Genomic DNA, 17,652 nt, shown 5'->3' on the forward strand with positions numbered 1-17,652 from the left:
CGAATGGCGCGGGGGGGGGGCGAATTTTCGTACGAAAATTCGCAGGACGCGCGCGCCTGCGCGCGGGCTCAGGCCTCGGCGCTGTTGCCCTCCACATGGGCCTGGAACCGCTCGAAGAACTGGTCGGCCATCTTGGTGGCGAAACTGTCCACCAGCCGCGAGCCCAGCTGTGCCAGCTTGCCGCCGACCTTGGCCTCGACATCGTACTGCAGCTCGGTGCCGCCGCCCTCGGCATCCGAGAGCCGGACCTGCGCGCCGCCCTTGGCGAAGCCCGCGACGCCGCCCTTGCCCTCGCCCGAGATGGTGTAGCTTGTCCCCTCGACGATATCCGAGAGCGTCACCTCGCCCTTGAAGGTCGCCTTGACCGGCCCGACCTTCTGCTTGACCACGGCGCTGAAGCCTTCCTCGGGCGAGCCGGTCAGCTCTTCGCAACCGGGGATGCAGGCTTTCAGCACCTCCGCATCGTTCAGAGCCTGCCAGACCGTCATCCGGTCGGCGGCGATGGTGCGCGTGGCGTGCATTTCCATGGCGGTTCGTCCTCCCTGTCCGTCGGATCAGGAGTAGGGCGGGGCGCGTGGGCCCGTCAACGTCCTATCAACGCCCGATCAACGCCCGATCTCGTAGGGCAGCGTGCCGCGGCGGTTGGGGTCGACCGTCAGGCGGCGTTCGAGCGGCGGCACCGCGCGCTGGTGGCAGGTCTCGCGCTCGCAGATCCGGCAGGAGATGCCGATCGGCTGGAACGCCGCGTCGCGGTCGAGGTCGAGACCGTCGGCATAGACAAGGTCGCGCGCGTGTTTCACCTCGCAGCCCAGCGAAATGGCGAAGCGCCGCGTCGGCGTGCCCCAGGCCCCGCCCGATTTCGACACGTCGCGCGCCAGGATCACGTAGCGCACCCCGTCCGGCGTCTCGGCCAGTTGCCGCAGGAAGCGGGTGGGCGTCTCGAAGGCCTGGTGGACGTTCCACAGCGGGCAGGCCCCGCCGAAGCGGGCGAATTGCAGCCGGGTGGCCGAGTGGCGTTTCGTGACGGTGCCCGCCTGGTCAACGCGGGCGAAGAAGAAGGGGATGCCCTTGGCGCCGGGGCGCTGAAGCGTGGACAGCCGGTGAGCCACCTGCTCGATCGAGGCGCCGAACTGGATCGAGAGCCGCTCGAGGTCGTGGCGCGTTTCGCGCGCGGCCTCGGCGAAGCGGGTGTAGGGCATCAGGACCGCACCGGCGAAGTAATTCGCCATGCCGATCCGCGCGATCTCGCGGCTGGTGTCGGACTGGAAGCGGGCAAGGTCGAGTGTCGCCTCGATCAGCTGCGCCTGCCCCAGCAGGGCGTATTGATGCAGCAGTTGGAAGCGTTGCGTTTCCGGCGCGGCGCGGGGGCTGAGGGTCAGAACGCGCGTGGCCGGATCATAGGCGCGCACGCCCTGCCCCGCTTCGTGCCGGAGGGTGACGCCCATGCCCGCCAGCACGGCCTCGGTATGGGCGGCAAGGTCGCCCTCGGCCTTGGAGGCGAAACGCTCGGCGGCGCGGTCGACGGCGTCGATGTAATTGTCGCAATAATGGAAGAAATCGCGCACCTCCTCCCACGGCGAGGGGGCGGCGTGACGGTCCTGCCCCAGTGCTTCGTCGAGCGAGGCGAGGCGTTCGTGGGTCTGGCGATAGGCGCGGTGCAGGTCGAGAAAGGCGCGCGCCAGAGCGGGCGCGTTCGAGGCCGCCAGCCGCAGGTCGGTGAGCGGTGGCGCGGCCTCGGCGAAGACGGGGTCGGCGAAGGCCTCGCGCATGTCGGAGACGAGACGCTCGGCATCGCCCGCGCGCAGCTCGGTCACGTCGATGCCGAACTCCTGCGCCAGGCCGAGAACGACCGCGGTCGAGACCGGGCGGTTGTTGTTCTCCATCTGGTTCAGGTAGGGCAGGGAGACGGCGAGTTTCTGGGCGAAATCCTTTTGCGTCAGACCCAGCCGCGTGCGGATCTCGCGCAGCTTGGCCCCGGCATAGAGTTTGCGGGCGGACATGGCACCTCCGGCGGCGGGGTTTGCAACGCGGTTGTGCCGCTTTGCAAAGCCTCGCGCAAGGGTCAGCCGCCGACCTGGCGTTCCCGGCGGATGGTGTAGAGGATCGAGGCCACGGCGAGAAGCGAGGTCACGAGCATGATCCAGATCAGCGGATAGGCCCCGTTGCCCCCGGTCAGCAGTGCGCCCGCCAGCGCCGAAAGCGCCGCGCCGCCGCCGATCATGATCGCACCGCCAAGGCCGGAGGCCGTGCCCGCAAGATGCGGCCGCACCGAGAGCATCCCCGAGGTCGCGTTGGGCAGCACCATGCCGTTGCCCAAGCCCACGAAGGTCATGAAGCCGAAGAAGACCAGCGCGGTCTTGAGGCCGATGAGGAACAGCAGCAGCGACGCGATCAGCCCAGCCGCCGAGATCACCGTGCCCCAGAGGATCATCGCGTTGATCCCCAGCCGGACCGAGAAGCGCCCCGAGATCCAGTTTCCGAAGAAATACCCCAGCGCGGGCGCGCCGAAGTAGAAGCCGACCAGCGCGGGCGAGAGGCCGAAGACCTCGGAGCCCACGTAGGGCGCGCCGCCGAGATAGGCGAAGAACGCCCCCGAGGCGAAGGCCGCGGCCATGCAATAGCCCCAGAAGCGGCGCGAGGTCAGAAGCTCGGGGTATTCGCGCAGCTGCGCGGCGAAACTGCTCGAGGTGGTGCGCGCCGTCTCGCCCAGGTCGCGCCAGGTCAGCAGCAGGACCAGCACGCCGAGGCCGAGGAGGAGCCAGAAATTCGCCTGCCAGCCGAAGGCCTGGTCCAGCACTCCGCCGATGGCCGGGCCGATCATCGGCACCACGGCCATGCCCATGGTGACGTAGCCGATCTGGCTTGCGGCCTGGTCGGCGGGATACATGTCGCGCACCACCGCGCGGCCGAGGACAAGGCCCACGACGATCACCGCCTGCAACATGCGGAAAAACAGGAAGACCTCGATCGTGGGGGCCATGAGGCAGCCCAGCGTCGCCAGCAGGAAGACCGCGATCCCGGTCAGCAGGACGGGCCTGCGGCCGAAGCGGTCCGAGATCGGGCCGATCACGACCTGAAGCCCCGCGTTGACGGCGAGATAGAGCGCCACCGAGAGCTGCATCAGCCGGTAGTCGGTGTCGAAGAACTCGGTCATCTGCGGCAGGGACGGCAGGAAGATGTTCATCGACAGCGCGCCGAGGCCCGTCAGGACGATCAGGGTGAAGATGTGGGGCGGAGTGGCGCGGTCGAGGAAGCGCACCGGATCGATTGTTGCCATGGCAACGGAATTAGGCCAGCGCGCCGCGATTGTCCATCGCGCCGGTGCAGGGGGCCTGTGTGGTGGCGCAGGGTGCGGGTGATTTGCTTTTTTGCAAAAACTGAAACCAGCCGGCAAAGTGTTTTGCAAATATGCGCATTCCGACTCGCGCGGGCGTCCCTGCGTCCATAGTGTCCGCGACACTCGCCCGGCCCCTGCGCTATGCAGGGGCAACTCGGGGGACAAGACCAGTCGGAAGGGACGACAGATGAAGGACATCCTGCAGCAGCTCGAACACCGCCGCGAAGAGGCGCGGTTGGGTGGCGGTCAGAAGCGGATCGACGCGCAGCACGCCAAGGGCAAGCTGACCGCGCGCGAGCGGATCGACCTGTTGCTCGACGAGGGGTCCTTTGAAGAATACGACATGTTCGTCACCCACCGTTGCACCGATTTCGGCATGGCGGCCAGCAAGCCGCGCGGCGATGGCGTGGTCACAGGCTGGGGCACGATCAACGGCCGGATGGTCTATGTCTTCAGCCAGGATTTCACCGTGCTGGGCGGGTCGGTGTCGGAGACCCATGCCGCCAAGATCTGCAAGATCATGGACATGGCGATCCAGAACGGTGCGCCGGTGATCGGCATCAACGACTCGGGCGGGGCGCGCATCCAGGAAGGCGTGTCGAGCCTTGCGGCCTATGGCGAGGTGTTCCAGCGCAACATCGAGGCTTCGGGCGTGGTCCCCCAGATCTCCATGATCATGGGCCCCTGCGCGGGCGGCGCGGTCTATTCGCCGGCGATGACCGACTTCATCTTCATGGTGAAGGACAGCTCGTACATGTTCGTGACCGGCCCCGACGTGGTGAAGACCGTCACCAACGAGCAGGTGACCGCCGAGGAACTGGGCGGCGCGACGACGCATACCCGCAAGTCGAGCGTCGCCGACGGCGCCTTCGAGAATGACGTGGAGGCGCTGTCGGAGGTGCGGCGGCTGGTCGATTTCCTGCCGCTCTCCAACCGCGAGAAGCCGCCCGTCCGCCCCTTCTACGACAGCCCCGACCGGGTCGAGGACAGCCTCGACACGCTGGTGCCCGACAACCCCAACATGCCCTATGACATGAAGGAGTTGATCACCAAGGTCGCCGACGAGGGGGATTTCTACGAGATCCAGGAGGATTTCGCCAAGAACATCATCACCGGTTTCATCCGGCTCGAGGGGCAGACCGTGGGCGTGGTGGCCAATCAGCCGATGGTTCTGGCGGGGGTGCTCGACATCGACAGCGCCCGCAAGGCCGCGCGCTTCGTGCGGTTCTGCGACTGTTTCGAGATCCCGCTGCTGACCTTCGTGGACGTTCCCGGTTTCCTGCCCGGCACGGGGCAGGAATACAACGGCGTCATCAAGCATGGTGCCAAGCTCCTCTTCGCCTATGGCGAGGCGACGGTGCCGAAGGTCACGGTCATCACCCGCAAGGCCTATGGCGGGGCTTACGTGGTGATGTCCTCCAAGCACCTGCGCGGGGACATCAACTATGCCTGGCCGACCTCGGAGATCGCGGTGATGGGGGCCAAGGGCGCGACCGAGATCATCCATCGCGGCGACCTGGGCGATGCCGAGAAGACCGCGGCGCACACCAAGGAATACGAGGACCGCTTCGCCAACCCCTTCGTGGCGGCGGAACGCGGCTTCATCGACGAGGTGATCCAGCCGCGCTCGACCCGGCGGCGGGTGTGCAAGGCCTTCGCGCAGCTGCGCACCAAGCGCAAGCAGATGCCGTGGAAGAAGCACGACAACATTCCGCTGTGAGGCCGGGCAACCTGCCCATGACACCGGCGCGGTGGGCGGTGGTGCCCATCCTGAGAGGTAGACCATGACCGAGCCCCTCTTTCACATGATCACCGGCGGCCCGCGGCCGGTCGCCCCCTTTTCCCACGCGGTCGAGGTGGATGGCTGGGTGATCCTGACCGGGCAGATGCCGACCGATCCGGCGGCCCCCGACGCGCCCCTGCCCGCGGGGGTGGAGGCGCAGACGCGGGCGGTGATGCGCAACCTCGAGATCGTGCTGCAGGGCGTCGGCCTCGACCTGAGCCATGTCGTGCAGATGCGCGCCTACCTGACCGAGTTCGAGCGCGACTACGCCGCCTTCAACGAGACCTACCAGTCCTTCTTTCCGCCCGACCGGCGGCCTGCGCGCACCACCGTGGGCGTCACCGCGCTGGCCGTGGGTGCGCTGGTCGAGATCGACTGCATCGCCCGCAGGCCGGAGGGGGTGACCCCGTGATCCGCGCCGCCCTGTTTTCCCTGCTGTGCCTGCCGCTGTGCGGGGCCTTGGCTGCGCCTGCCGTGGCGGGCGAGGGGCTGCAGGGCGACTGGCCCATGGGCACGCTGGCGGCCCCCTCGGGCCAGAGCGTGCAGGTGCAGGACCTGATGATCGAGGAGAACCCGCATTCGGGCGAGTTGCAGGTCGTCGTGCGCCTGCTCGCCCCGCAGATCGCCGGCGATGGGTTGAGCGGAGCGGAGCTGCGCGGGGACATGGACTGGGCCTGTCTGACATGGGGTGTTCCGGTCGCGCAGGCCGAGGCCGCGACACCCGGATGGGTGGTCGTCGAGATGATGGAGGCCCCCGTCGAGCGCGGCATCGCCACCCCCGAGATCCGTCGGTATTTCGAAAGCTACCGGCTTGAGGGCCCAACCTGCATTTGGGAGCTGTTCTGATGCACATACAACATGTTGCCGGGCGACATTCATCCGGCTTCCGGGGTGATGCAACCGGGCCACAACGGACGGCGACCTGTGGAAAAGCCTGTGGATACGCGCGGGCAAAAGCTAACGTGGGTCTTGGCTGCCCCGGTGCAGCTGTACCTCGTGGCGTGGCCGGGTCCGCGGACCCGGTCACTGTCCCGGTTCGGGGCCGGGAGCGCGCGGCATGATCAAGCATCGCGGCTTTCCCTCGCGCCTGCCCGGCAGCGACCTGCAGTTCACCATCCGCCGCGCCAACAAGGACGGTGCGACGAGGCTGGTCCCGCGCGACCGCTACGCCGACCGCCGCCCCGCGGACCGGCGGGCCGATGCGGGGTTCATGGAGGCGCTGTGGCTCTATTTCGGCACCGAGCCCTTCGAGCGCGGCAACCTCGATGCCGGGCGGTTGAGCTGGCTGTTCGGGCGCGAGGTGATCGCGGCCGAGGACCCGTTCGACCCCGAAAGCTACGAGGCGCTTCTGGTCATCGACGAAGCGCGCGCGCGCGCGTCCTTTCCCGAGGCCTTCGACGGCTCCGGCGTCTGGGAAGGGCGGTCGGCATGATTTCGCGCAGCCGCCCCGCTGGTGCGCGGTTTCGCGCGCACCGTGCCGTCTTTGCGGCCATGGCCCTTTCGCCGCGGGAAATCCGTGGCATGGTTGGGGTGCCGGTCATTGTCCCCAGCATTTCAACGGCCGGTCACGACAAGACGTGTTACCCTTCCCCTTCGACGCGGTCGGCCAGCTTGCTGTGCCGGCCGCTTTTTTCCGCCGATGGGGCCGCCCGTGGCGGGCTGGCTGTTGCGCGTCGGAATTTGCGTGTATCCTGTGAGGCACGAGGCATCACAACAGGAGCAGACGCAAAATGCGCGCCATTCACCGCACCACCTTTACCGCAACCCTTTTCGCCGCGGCCATCGCGCTGTCGGGCTGTGTCGCAAGCGACCTCGAGCGCGCCGGGCTTGGCGCGGTCGCGGGGGGCGTCACGGCCGCCGCGCTTGACGGCAATGTCGGCACCGGCCTGCTCATCGGCGCGGCCGGTGGCGCGCTGTGCGACGACGTCAGGCTCTGCCGCTGACCGCCTGACCGGCCGCGCGCGCGGCGCGGGCCGCTTCATCCGATCACGGGGCCACCGGGGCAGCACGCCCCCGGTGGCCTTTTTCGTTTTGCACCAGAACGGGGCCCGAGCCCCGCAAGGAAGGGACGCCTGCCCATGTTCAAGAAGCTTTTGATCGCCAACCGCGGCGAGATCGCCTGCCGGGTCATCAAGACCGCACGCAAGATGGGCATCGCCACGGTCGCGGTCTATTCGGATGCCGACCGCAACGCGCTGCATGTGCGCATGGCGGACGAGGCGGTGCATATCGGCGCGCCGCCCGCGTCGGAAAGCTACATCGTGATCGACAAGATCATGCAGGCGATCAAGGACACGGGCGCCGAGGCGGTGCATCCGGGCTACGGTTTCCTGTCGGAGAACATGAAATTCGCGCAAGCCCTCGAGGAGGCGGGTGTCGCCTTTGTCGGCCCGCCCGCGAATGCGATCGAGGCGATGGGCGACAAGATCACCTCGAAGAAGATCGCGCAGGAGGCGGGCGTGTCGACCGTGCCCGGCTACATGGGGCTGATCGAGGATGCCGAGGAGGCGGTGAGGATCTCGAACGAGATCGGCTACCCGGTGATGATCAAGGCCAGCGCGGGCGGCGGCGGCAAGGGGATGCGCATCGCCTGGACCGACGCCGAGACGCGCGAGGGCTTCCAGGCCTCGAAGAACGAGGCGAAATCCTCGTTCGGGGATGACCGCATCTTCATCGAGAAATTCGTCACCCAGCCGCGGCACATCGAGATCCAGGTGCTCGCGGACGCGCATGGCAATTGCGTCTACCTGGGCGAGCGGGAATGCTCGATCCAGCGCCGCAACCAGAAGGTCATCGAAGAGGCGCCCTCGCCCTTCCTCGACGAGGCGACTCGCAAGGCCATGGGCGAGCAGGCCTGCGCGCTGGCGCAAGCGGTGGGCTACACCAGCGCGGGCACGGTCGAGTTCATCGTGGACGGCGAGCGCAACTTCTACTTCCTCGAGATGAACACCCGGCTCCAGGTGGAACACCCGGTGACCGAGCTGATCACCGGCGTCGACCTGGTCGAGCAGATGATCCGCGTGGCCGCGGGCGAAACGCTGCCCTTCGCGCAGGACGACATCAAGCTGACGGGCTGGGCGATGGAAAGCCGGCTTTACGCCGAAGACCCCTATCGCAACTTCCTGCCCTCGATCGGGCGGCTGACGCGCTACCGCCCCCCGCAGGAGGTGGCCGCCGGTCCGCTGCTGCAAACCGGCAAGTGGCAGGGCGAGGCCCCCTCGGGCGAGACGGCGGTGCGCAACGACACCGGCGTCTTCGAGGGCGGCGAGATCAGCATGTATTACGACCCGATGATCGCCAAGCTCTGCACCTGGGCCCCCGACCGCGCGGGCTCGATCGAGGCGATGCGCGTGGCGCTGGACAGTTTCGAGGTCGAGGGGATCGGCCACAACCTGCCCTTCCTGTCGGCCGTGATGGACCATGACCGCTTCGTGTCGGGCAACATCACCACCGCCTTCATCGCCGAGGAATACCCCGAAGGCTTCGAGGGCGCGACGCTGGGCGCGGACGCGCTGCGCCGCGTGGCGGCGGCGGCGGCGGCGATGCACCGCGTGGCCGAGATCCGGCGCACTCGCGTGTCGGGGCGGATGGACAACCACGAGCGCCGCGTGGGCGCGGATTGGGTTGTGACGCTGCAGGGGGAAGAGTTCCCGGTGAGCATCGCCGCCGACCATGACGGCTCGACCGTGAGTTTCGAGGACGGGCACGCGATGCGCGTCGCCTCGGACTGGACGCCGGGCGACCAGCTGGCGCAGCTGACGGTCGAGGGCGCGCCGCTCGTGCTGAAGGTCGGCAAACTGCCCGGCGGCTTCCGCATCCGCACCCGCGGCGCGGATCTGAAGGTGCATGTCCGCAGCCCCCGCCAGGCCGAGCTTGCGCGGCTGATGCCCGAAAAGCTGCCGCCCGACACCTCGAAGCTGCTGCTCTGCCCGATGCCGGGCCTGATCGTGAAGATCGACGTGGCCGAAGGCGACGAGGTGCAGGAGGGCCAGGCGCTCTGCACGGTCGAGGCGATGAAGATGGAGAACATCCTGCGCGCCGAGCGCAAGGGCATCGTGACCAGGATCAACGCGGGCCCCGGCGACAGCCTGGCCGTGGACGAAGTGATCATGGAGTTCGAGTGACACCGTGATCTGCCGCGCGCCGCATATCGACAGACGGGCGGGGGGTCACTGCCCCCCGCTGCGCAGTTCCTCCTGCCGGAACTGGAAGTTGTCGATGCCGCGCACGATCTCGCGCACGTCGCGGGGGCTGGGGCGGCGGAAGCCGACGCTGCCGTCCTTCTGCAGCACCACCAGCGAGAAGCCGCGCGGGCGCAACGCGATCCGCGGGCCGGAGCGCGCCGAGGGGTCGGTGTCGGTGATGATGACGACATCGCGCTCCAGCAGCGGGTCGGGGCGGGCGGCCAGCAGCTGCATCTGTTCGATGAAGCGCGGGTCGTTGGGGCTGTCGGCGAAGACGATCACGGGGCGCGCGACCCAGATGAAATCCTCGAGCGCGACATCGGCCGCGTCGCGCGGCGCGAGCGGGCCTATGGCTTCGACCGGCTCGGTCTGCGCGCTGTCGGCGGCTGCGGCCATGGCGACGCTGTCGGCGGCGGTCGGGTCGGTGTCTTGGGCGGGCGCCGCGCCGGTCATGGCCAGCACGGCGATCAGGGCGAGGTGGGTCGGTCGCATGGGTCCTCCGTTCCTTGCGCATATAGGCACGCCCCCGGCGAAAGCGAAGGGAAATGCCGCGCGCCGTTGCGGCAGGCGGGGCCGTGTCGCGCCCCGTGTCTTCACCGGTTCTTCACCGCTGGCTGCGAAGACAACTCCCGGTCCCCGGCACGGGACGGAGAGAGGTCGCGGCATGGATATCCTGCTTCACACCGGCGCGCATCGCACCGCCACGACCAGCTTGCAGCGCATGCTGGGCCAGAGCGGCGGGGCGCTGGGGCGCTCGGGCGTGGCCTACTGGGGGCCGCGGCGCTGCCGCGGGGGGCTGTTCGACGGGCTCTACGGGGCCGGGCCCGCGCTGCCGCCCCGCCGCGCCGGCCGCCCCGCGCTGCGCATCGCGCTGCAGGTCGAGATGGAAGCGGCGCGCGGGGCCGGGCTGCTGTTCGTCAGCGAAGAGAACATGCTGGGCAGCATGCGCCGCAACCTGCAGGGCTGCGCGCTCTATCCCGATGCGGGGGCGCGGGTGGCGGGGTTCGCCGCGGGCTTTGCGGGGCATCGGGTGACCATCGGGCTGTCGATCCGTTGTCCCGATGCCTATTGGGCCTCGGTGCTGGGCTGGCGGATGATGCGCGGCGGCCCGTTGCCCCGGCCCGCGCTTTGCGACCGGCTGGTGACCCAGCCGCGCCGCTGGCGGCATGTCATCGCTGAGCTGGCCGCCGCCGTTCCGGGCGCGCGGGTCACCGTCTGGACCCATGAGGCGATGGCAGGCCGGCCCGACGCGCTGGTCGCGCGGCTGACCGGGCGGGACATCGCGCTGACCGGTGCGCGGGAGCTGCACAACGCCACGCCGCCGCTGGCGGAGCTGCGCGGATACCTGGCGGACATCGGGGCCGATCCCGCCCTGCTGCGCGGTGCGGGCGGGCGCTTCATGCCCTTCGATGCCGACCAACGCCGCGCGCTGCGCGGCCAATATGCCGAAGACCTCGCCTGGCTCGCCGCCGGGGCCGGGGGGCTTGCGGAGTATCTCGACGAGGCCGGGGCCCGAACCCTGCGCCCGACAGGACAAGGAAGAGGACGATCCGATGACGGAGAAGATGGCCGAATGGCGCAGTCTGGCTGAGAAGGAGTTGCGCGGACGCGCGGCCGACAGCCTGACCTGGGAGACGCTGGAGGGCATCCGCGTCAAGCCGCTCTACACCGCCGAGGATACCGAGGGGCTGGACCACATGGGCAGCCTGCCGGGCTTTGGCCCCTTCACCCGCGGGGTGAAGGCGACGATGTATGCGGGGCGCCCGTGGACGATCCGGCAATATGCCGGGTTCTCGACCGCCGAGGAGAGCAACAATTTCTACCGCAAGGCGCTGGCCGCCGGTCAGCAGGGCGTCAGCGTCGCCTTCGACCTCGCCACCCACCGCGGCTACGACAGCGACCACCCCCGCGTGATCGGCGACGTGGGCAAGGCCGGCGTCGCCATCGACAGCGTCGAGGACATGAAGATCCTGTTCGACGGCATCCCGCTCGACCAGGTCAGCGTCTCGATGACGATGAACGGCGCGGTGATCCCGATCCTGGCCAACTTCATCGTCACGGGCGAGGAACAGGGGCACGACAGGGCGGTGTTGTCTGGAACGATCCAGAACGACATCCTCAAGGAGTTCATGGTCCGCAACACCTACATCTACCCGCCCGAGCCATCGATGCGGATCATCTCGGACATCATCGGCTACACCTCCGACAACATGCCGAAATTCAACAGTATTTCCATCTCCGGCTACCACATGCAGGAGGCGGGTGCGAACCTGGTGCAGGAGCTGGCCTACACGCTGGCCGACGGGCGCGAATACGTGCGCGCGGCCATCGACGCGGGCATGGACGTGGACAAGTTCGCCGGACGGCTGTCGTTCTTCTTTGCCATCGGCATGAATTTCTTCATGGAGGCGGCCAAGCTGCGCGCCGCGCGCACGTTGTGGCACCGGATCATGACCGAGTTCGGCGCGAAATCGGACCGTTCCAAGATGCTGCGCACCCATTGCCAGACCTCGGGCGTGTCGCTGCAGGAACAGGACCCCTACAACAACGTCATCCGCACCGCCTACGAGGCGATGTCGGCGGTGCTGGGCGGCACGCAATCGCTGCACACCAACGCGCTGGACGAGGCCATCGCGCTGCCGACCGAGTTCAGCGCGCGGATCGCGCGCAACACCCAGCTGATCCTGCAGGAAGAGACCGGCGTGACCAAGGTCGTCGATCCGCTGGCGGGCTCCTACTACGTCGAGGCGCTGACCAATGACCTGATCGAAAAGGCCTGGGCGCTGATCGAGGAGGTCGAGGAGATGGGCGGCATGACCAAGGCGGTGGCCTCCGGCATGCCCAAGCTGCGCATCGAGGAATCGGCCGCGCGCCGCCAGGCGATGATCGACCGCGGCGAAGAGGTGATCGTCGGGGTCAACAAGTATCGCAAGGACAAGGAAGACCCGATCGACATCCTCGAGATCGACAACGACAAGGTCCGCGAGGCGCAGGTCGCCCGGCTGGAGCACATCCGCGCCACCCGCGACCAGGCCGCTTGCGACGCGGCGCTGGGCGAGCTGGAACGGCGGGCGACAGAGGGCGGCAACCTGCTCGAGGCGGCGGTTGAGGCCGCCCGGGCGCGCGCGAGCGTGGGGGAAATCAGCATGGCGATGGAAAAGGTGTTCGGCCGTCACAGGGCCGAGGTGAAGACCCTCGCGGGCGTCTACGGCGCGGCCTATGACGGGGACGAGGGCTTTGCCCAGATCCAGCGCGACGTGGAAAGCTTCGCCGAGGAAGAGGGGCGCCGCCCCCGGATGCTGGTGGTCAAGATGGGCCAGGACGGCCATGACCGCGGTGCCAAGGTGATCGCCACGGCCTTCGCCGACATCGGCTTCGACGTGGACGTGGGCCCGCTGTTCCAGACGCCCGAGGAAGCGGCGCAGGATGCCATCGACAATGACGTGCATGTGATCGGCATCTCGAGCCAGGCGGCGGGGCACAAGACGCTGGCACCCAAGCTGATCGAGGCGCTGAAGGCGGAGGGCGCGGGCGACATCATCGTGATCTGCGGCGGCGTGATCCCGCACCAGGATTACGAGTTCCTGAAATCCGCGGGCGTCAAGGCGATCTTCGGGCCGGGCACCAACATCCCGGCGGCGGCGCGCGACATCCTCGAGCTGATCCGCGCGGCCCGCGCGGCCTGACGGCGGGGCGCGAAAAACTGCAGTTTTTCGGCATGGAAAACTGCAGTTTTCCAAAGCCGGAAACCGAGCGGTTTCCGCCGCCCCGTGACACAGCGATGCGCGGCCCCCTTGCCGGGCCGCGCAAGGTGACGCATCTAGGGGCCAAGGAGTTGCGTAGCCATGGCCCTGCCCGTTCGACAGCAAGTGACCTACTGGGGCATCGCCGCGGCGGTGTTCTTTTTCCTCCTGTGGGCGCTGGGGCAGGTGATCCTGCCCTTCCTCGTGGGTGGGGCCATCGCCTATTTCCTCGACCCGGTCGCGGACCGGTTGGAGCGCTTCGGCCTCAGCCGGGTCATGTCCACGGTCGTGATCTTCGTGATCCTCCTGGCCGTCGTCATCCTGTCGCTGCTCGTGATCATCCCCACGCTGGTCCAGCAGACCAACGACCTGATCCAGGCCGCGCCGGACCTGTTCAACCAGCTGCGCGCCTGGCTGACCGACCGTTTCCCCGAGGTGATCGACGAGACCTCGCCGATCCGCCAGTCGCTCGCCGCCATCGGCGAGACGATCCAGGCCCGCGGCGGCGAGTTGCTGCAGCAACTCCTCAGCAGCGCGGCGGGGGTCGTGAACCTCCTGGTGTTCCTTGTCGTGGTGCCGGTCGTCGCCTTCTACATGCTGCTCGACTGGGACCGCATGGTCGCCCGCATCGACGAGCTTCTGCCGCGCGACCATGCGCCGACGATCCGGTTCCTTGCAGGAGAGATCGACCGGACGCTGGCCAGTTTCGTGCGCGGTCAAGGCACGGTCTGCCTGATCCTCGGCACGTTCTACGCCGTTGCGCTGATGGTGGTGGGGTTGCAGTTCGGCCTTGTCGTGGGGCTGGTCGCGGGGCTTCTGACCTTCATCCCCTATGTGGGCGCGCTGGTGGGCGGCGCGCTGTCGGTGGGGCTGGCGCTGTTCCAGTTCTGGGGCGACTGGTGGCTGATCATCGCGGTCGCCGCGATCTTCCAGGTGGGCCAGATGGTCGAGGGCAACATCCTGACGCCGAAACTGGTGGGCAGTTCCGTCGGGTTGCATCCGGTCTGGCTGATCTTTGCGCTTTCGGCCTTCGGCACGGTCTTCGGCTTCGTCGGCATGCTGGTCGCCGTGCCGGTGGCGGCGGCCATCGGCGTGCTGGTGCGCTTCGTGATCGGACAATACAAGGGCGGGCTTCTCTATCGCGGGATCGAGGGGCGCGCAGGCCCGGACGACGAGCCGGACGACGAGGCCGGGTGATGGCCCGCCAGCTCGTGCTCGACCTGCCCTTTCGCGCCGCGATGGGCCGCGACGATTTCTTCGTCTCCGCGGCCAACGCCGCCGCCGTGGCGGGCATCGACGGCTGGCAGGGCTGGCCGGGGGCCAAGATGCTGCTGACCGGGCCCGAAGGCTCGGGCAAGACGCATCTCGCCCATGTCTTCGCCGCGCAGGCGGGCGCGCGGATCGTCGATGCAGCGGCCGTGGCGGGCCGCGATCCCGCCGAGATGGCCGAAGCGCCCGCGCTGGTCGTCGAGGATGCCGACCGCATCGCGGGCAACGGCCCGGCGGAAGAGGCGCTGTTTCACCTGCACAACGCCGCGGCGCACCGCGGCACGCCGCTGTTGCTGACGGCGCGGGGGCCTGCGCGGCGCTGGGAGCTGGGCCTGCCCGATCTGCAGAGCCGCATGGACCAGGCGGGGATGCTGTCGCTGGATGCGCCCGACGACATGCTTCTGACAGCTGTTCTGGTCAAGCTTGCCGCCGACCGGCAACTGGCGCTGACGCCCGCGCTGTTGTCCTTCGTGCTGCCGCGCATCGACCGCTCGCTGGCCCATGCGCAACGCTTCGTCGCCGCGCTGGATGCCGAGGCGCTTGCCGCCAAGCAGAAGCCGGGCACGAAACACGCCAAGGCGGTTCTCACCCGGCTTGCCGGCTGAGACACTCCGCCCCCCTCGACGCCGCCGCGGCACGGGCGCAGAATGACCGCCAGCCGCGCGCGACGGTCACGCACCGTCACGCAACCGTCACCATTCCGCACTAGGCCCCAGCCCATGAGCTTCGCCGATTTCCTCACCGCCCCCTTGCCCGAGCCCGTGAGCCTGCCCGAGGCGCAGATCACCGGCCCGCAGCGTTTCTTCAACCGCGAGCTGTCGTGGCTGGCCTTCAACTGGCGCGTGCTGGAAGAGGCTGCGAACCCCCGCGTGCCGCTGCTGGAACGGGTGCGTTTCGTGTCGATCTCGGCGGGCAATCTCGACGAGTTCTACACCGTCCGCGTCGCGGGGCTGCGCGAGCTGGCGCAGGAGGGGAACCTGACGCCGGCCGCCGACGGGCGCACGCCTGCCGAGCAGCTGACGCTGATCAACGCCGATGCGCGCCGCCTTATGCAGCACCAGCAGGCCGCGTGGGTTGCGCTGAAATCCGAGATGGAGGCCGAGGGGCTGGCCGTCGTCACCGCGTCCAAGCTGACCGCCGCCGACCGCACGGCCTTGGCAGAGGTCTTCATGGCCCGCGTCTTTCCGGTGCTGTCGCCGCTGGCGATCGACCCCGCGCATCCGTTCCCCTTCATCCCGAACGAAGGCATCGCGCTGGCGCTGCAGATGACGCGTGACCGCGACGGGCGCGTGCTGCAGGCGCTGCTGCCGATTCCCGGCCAGATCGACCGTTTCATCCAGCTGCCCGCGCGCGATGGCGTGATCCGCTTCCTGCCGCTCGAAGAGCTGTTGCGCCTGCACATCGGCGCGCTGTTTCCGGGCTACAAGCTGACCGGGTCGTGCATGTTCCGGGTGCTGCGCGACAGTGACCTCGAGGTCGAGGAAGAGGCCGAAGACCTCGTGCGCGAGTTCGAGACCGCGCTCAAGCGCCGCCGCCGGGGCGAGGTGGTGCGCCTGCAGATCAGCGCGGGCGCGCCTGCCGACCTGAAGGACGAGATCATCGACCAGTTGCACGTGACCGGTGACGAGGTGGTCGAGGTGAAGGGGATGATCGGCCTCGTCAGCCTCAAGGAGCTGGTGACGGACTCGCGGCCAGACCTGCTGTGGCGGTCCTTTACCCCGCGGGTGCCGGAACGGGTGCAGGACCATGACGGCGACATGTTCGCCGCGATCCGGCAGAAGGACATGCTGCTGCACCATCCCTACGAGACCTTCGACATGGTGATCCGCTTTCTCGCGCAGGCCGCGCGCGATCCCAATGTCGTGGCGATCAAGCAGACGCTCTACCGCACGTCCAATGAATCCCCAATCGTCGAGGCGCTTTGCGAGGCGGCCGAGAACGGCAAGTCCGTCACAGCGCTGGTCGAGTTGAAGGCCCGCTTCGACGAGGCCGCCAACATCCGCCAGTCGCGCAAGCTGGAACGATCCGGCGCGCATGTGATCTACGGCTTCATCAACTACAAGACGCATGCCAAAATCAGCACGGTCGTCCGGCGCGAGGGCGACCGGCTGGTCACCTACACCCACTACGGCACCGGCAATTACCACCCGATCACGGCGCGCATCTACACCGACCTCAGCCTCTTCACCTGCGATGACGCGCTGGGGCGCGATGCGACCAAGGTCTTCAACTACGTCGGCGGCTATGCCGAGCCGGAGCGGCTGGAGAACCTTGCGATCTCGCCCATGAACCTGAAATCCACCATCATCGAGCGGCTTCAGGCCGAGGCCGACCATGCACGCGCCGGCAAGCCCGCGATGGTCTGGGGCAAGATGAACTCGCTGATCGAGCCCGACGTCATCGACGCGCTTTACGAGGCCAGCCGCGCAGGTGTGAAGATCGACCTTGTCATCCGCGGCATCTGCGGCTTGCGCCCCGGCGTGAAGGGGCTGTCGGAGAACATCCGGGTGAAATCCATCGTGGGACGGTTCCTCGAGCATTCGCGCATCGTCTGTTTCGGCAACGGTCAGGGGCTGCCCTCGAAGAAGGCGCGGGTCTACATCAGCTCGGCCGACTGGATGGGCCGCAACCTCAACCGCCGGGTCGAGACGCTGGTGGAATGCACCAACCCGACGGTCAAGGCGCAGATCGTCGGGCAGATCATGGCGGCGAACATGGCCGACGTGGCGCAAAGCTGGGTGCTGCAACCCGACGGCAGCTTCCTGCGCCCGGACCTGTCACAGGTGGAAAACCCGTTCTCCTGCCACCGGTTCTTCATGGAAAACCCCTCGCTCTCGGGCCGTGGTTCGGCGGGGGCCAAGGACGTGCCGGAGCTGACCCACGGGCATGATTGAGCGCGTGGTGGCGGGCTGACCGGGGCGGCTGCCTGAAAAAAAACGGGGCGCATCACGCGCGCGCGTCGGCATGGATTTGCGCGGTTCAAGGGCTGAACCGGGCGCGGTCGTGGTTACGTGAGACAGGTCACGAACCACGAAGGAGACATTCCATGCTGGGACTGGCCATCACCTTTTTCATCCTTGCGATCATCGCGGGCGTGCTTGGCTTCGGCGGCATCGCCGCGGCCTCTGCCGGCATCGCGCAGATCCTGTTCTTCATCTTTCTCGCGCTGTTCATTGTGTCGCTGATCGCGCGCGCGGTCCGCGGGCGGCCGCCGCTGTGACGCCGCTCAAGTGACACCGCTCACGCGGTTGCGCCGCCGGCGTTGCGCACGCATGACGTCGCGTGCGGGGGGGCGGTGTCCGTGACGGCCCCGATTGACCCTGACAAAGGGTTCAT

General features: G+C 68.2%; 16 protein-coding genes. 12 read left to right on the forward strand and 4 right to left on the reverse strand.

Annotated elements, in window-relative coordinates; genetic code table 11:
• Positions 1-68: 68 nt before the first annotated feature.
• The 3 genes from QQK83_RS10285 to QQK83_RS10295 all read right to left on the reverse strand — a co-directional run bounded on the left by QQK83_RS10285 (position 69) and on the right by QQK83_RS10295 (position 3,277).
• Positions 69-527, reverse strand: a complete 459-nt coding sequence (locus QQK83_RS10285) for a CoxG family protein (RefSeq protein WP_284263934.1) — start codon at positions 525-527, stop codon at positions 69-71.
• 78 nt (positions 528-605) lie between these two features.
• Positions 606-2,000 carry a helix-turn-helix domain-containing protein gene (locus tag QQK83_RS10290; RefSeq protein WP_284263936.1) on the reverse strand — a complete coding sequence of 465 codons (1,395 nt, stop codon included), beginning with the start codon at positions 1,998-2,000 and terminating at the stop codon, positions 606-608.
• 62 nt (positions 2,001-2,062) lie between these two features.
• Positions 2,063-3,277, reverse strand: coding sequence for a multidrug effflux MFS transporter (locus QQK83_RS10295; protein WP_284263938.1), 1,215 nt, complete (start codon positions 3,275-3,277; stop codon positions 2,063-2,065).
• A 247-nt stretch (positions 3,278-3,524) separates the two neighbouring features.
• On the opposite strand from QQK83_RS10295, the gene QQK83_RS10300 reads away from it, so the two are divergent.
• From QQK83_RS10300 to QQK83_RS10325, 6 genes are all read left to right on the forward strand, one after another.
• The gene (locus QQK83_RS10300) at positions 3,525-5,057 is read left to right on the forward strand and encodes an acyl-CoA carboxylase subunit beta (protein WP_284263940.1); all 1,533 of its coding nucleotides are present in this window, start codon (positions 3,525-3,527) and stop codon (positions 5,055-5,057) included.
• A 64-nt stretch (positions 5,058-5,121) separates the two neighbouring features.
• Entirely contained in the window at positions 5,122-5,532 is a 411-nt protein-coding gene (locus QQK83_RS10305; protein ID WP_284263942.1) for a RidA family protein, read from the forward strand.
• Complete coding sequence (locus tag QQK83_RS10310; RefSeq protein ID WP_284263944.1) at positions 5,529-5,966, forward strand: DUF6497 family protein; 438 nt, start codon at positions 5,529-5,531, stop codon at positions 5,964-5,966. The genes QQK83_RS10305 and QQK83_RS10310 overlap by 4 nt, the downstream gene beginning before the upstream one ends.
• 211 nt (positions 5,967-6,177) lie before the next feature.
• The gene (locus QQK83_RS10315) at positions 6,178-6,552 is read left to right on the forward strand and encodes a hypothetical protein (RefSeq protein WP_284263945.1); all 375 of its coding nucleotides are present in this window, start codon (positions 6,178-6,180) and stop codon (positions 6,550-6,552) included.
• A gap of 298 nt (positions 6,553-6,850) precedes the next feature.
• On the forward strand, positions 6,851-7,063 hold the full coding sequence (locus QQK83_RS10320; protein WP_284263947.1) for a hypothetical protein: 213 nt from the start codon (positions 6,851-6,853) through the stop codon (positions 7,061-7,063).
• Positions 7,064-7,198: 135 nt separating this feature from the next.
• Positions 7,199-9,244 (forward strand): acetyl-CoA carboxylase biotin carboxylase subunit, encoded by a 2,046-nt coding sequence (locus QQK83_RS10325; protein ID WP_284263949.1) that lies wholly within the window; start codon positions 7,199-7,201, stop codon positions 9,242-9,244.
• A 45-nt stretch (positions 9,245-9,289) separates the two neighbouring features.
• Here the strand turns inward: QQK83_RS10325 and QQK83_RS10330 are convergent, their stop codons facing one another.
• Entirely contained in the window at positions 9,290-9,796 is a 507-nt protein-coding gene (locus QQK83_RS10330) for a DUF4174 domain-containing protein (RefSeq protein ID WP_284263950.1), read from the reverse strand.
• Positions 9,797-9,968: 172 nt separating this feature from the next.
• Here QQK83_RS10330 and QQK83_RS10335 point away from each other — a divergent pair, with 172 nt between their 5' ends.
• The 6 genes from QQK83_RS10335 (at position 9,969) to QQK83_RS10360 (ending at position 17,536) form a co-directional block, all read left to right on the forward strand.
• Complete coding sequence (locus QQK83_RS10335; protein ID WP_284263951.1) at positions 9,969-10,895, forward strand: hypothetical protein; 927 nt, start codon at positions 9,969-9,971, stop codon at positions 10,893-10,895.
• On the forward strand, positions 10,858-12,990 hold the full coding sequence (scpA, locus tag QQK83_RS10340) for a methylmalonyl-CoA mutase (RefSeq protein WP_284263952.1): 2,133 nt from the start codon (positions 10,858-10,860) through the stop codon (positions 12,988-12,990). The genes QQK83_RS10335 and scpA overlap by 38 nt, the downstream gene beginning before the upstream one ends.
• Before the next feature lie 159 nt (positions 12,991-13,149).
• Positions 13,150-14,244 (forward strand): AI-2E family transporter, encoded by a 1,095-nt coding sequence (locus tag QQK83_RS10345; RefSeq protein ID WP_284263953.1) that lies wholly within the window; start codon positions 13,150-13,152, stop codon positions 14,242-14,244.
• Positions 14,244-14,921 (forward strand): AAA family ATPase, encoded by a 678-nt coding sequence (locus tag QQK83_RS10350; protein ID WP_284263955.1) that lies wholly within the window; start codon positions 14,244-14,246, stop codon positions 14,919-14,921. Before QQK83_RS10345 ends, QQK83_RS10350 begins: the two co-directional genes overlap by 1 nt.
• Before the next feature lie 114 nt (positions 14,922-15,035).
• Entirely contained in the window at positions 15,036-17,210 is a 2,175-nt protein-coding gene (locus QQK83_RS10355) for an RNA degradosome polyphosphate kinase (RefSeq protein ID WP_284263958.1), read from the forward strand.
• A 152-nt stretch (positions 17,211-17,362) separates the two neighbouring features.
• The gene (locus tag QQK83_RS10360) at positions 17,363-17,536 is read left to right on the forward strand and encodes a DUF1328 domain-containing protein (protein ID WP_284263960.1); all 174 of its coding nucleotides are present in this window, start codon (positions 17,363-17,365) and stop codon (positions 17,534-17,536) included.
• The last annotated feature ends 116 nt before the right edge of the window (positions 17,537-17,652 follow it).

This window comes from Roseicyclus amphidinii (genome assembly GCF_030163755.1).
Classification (GTDB): Bacteria; Pseudomonadota; Alphaproteobacteria; order Rhodobacterales; family Rhodobacteraceae; genus Roseicyclus; species Roseicyclus amphidinii.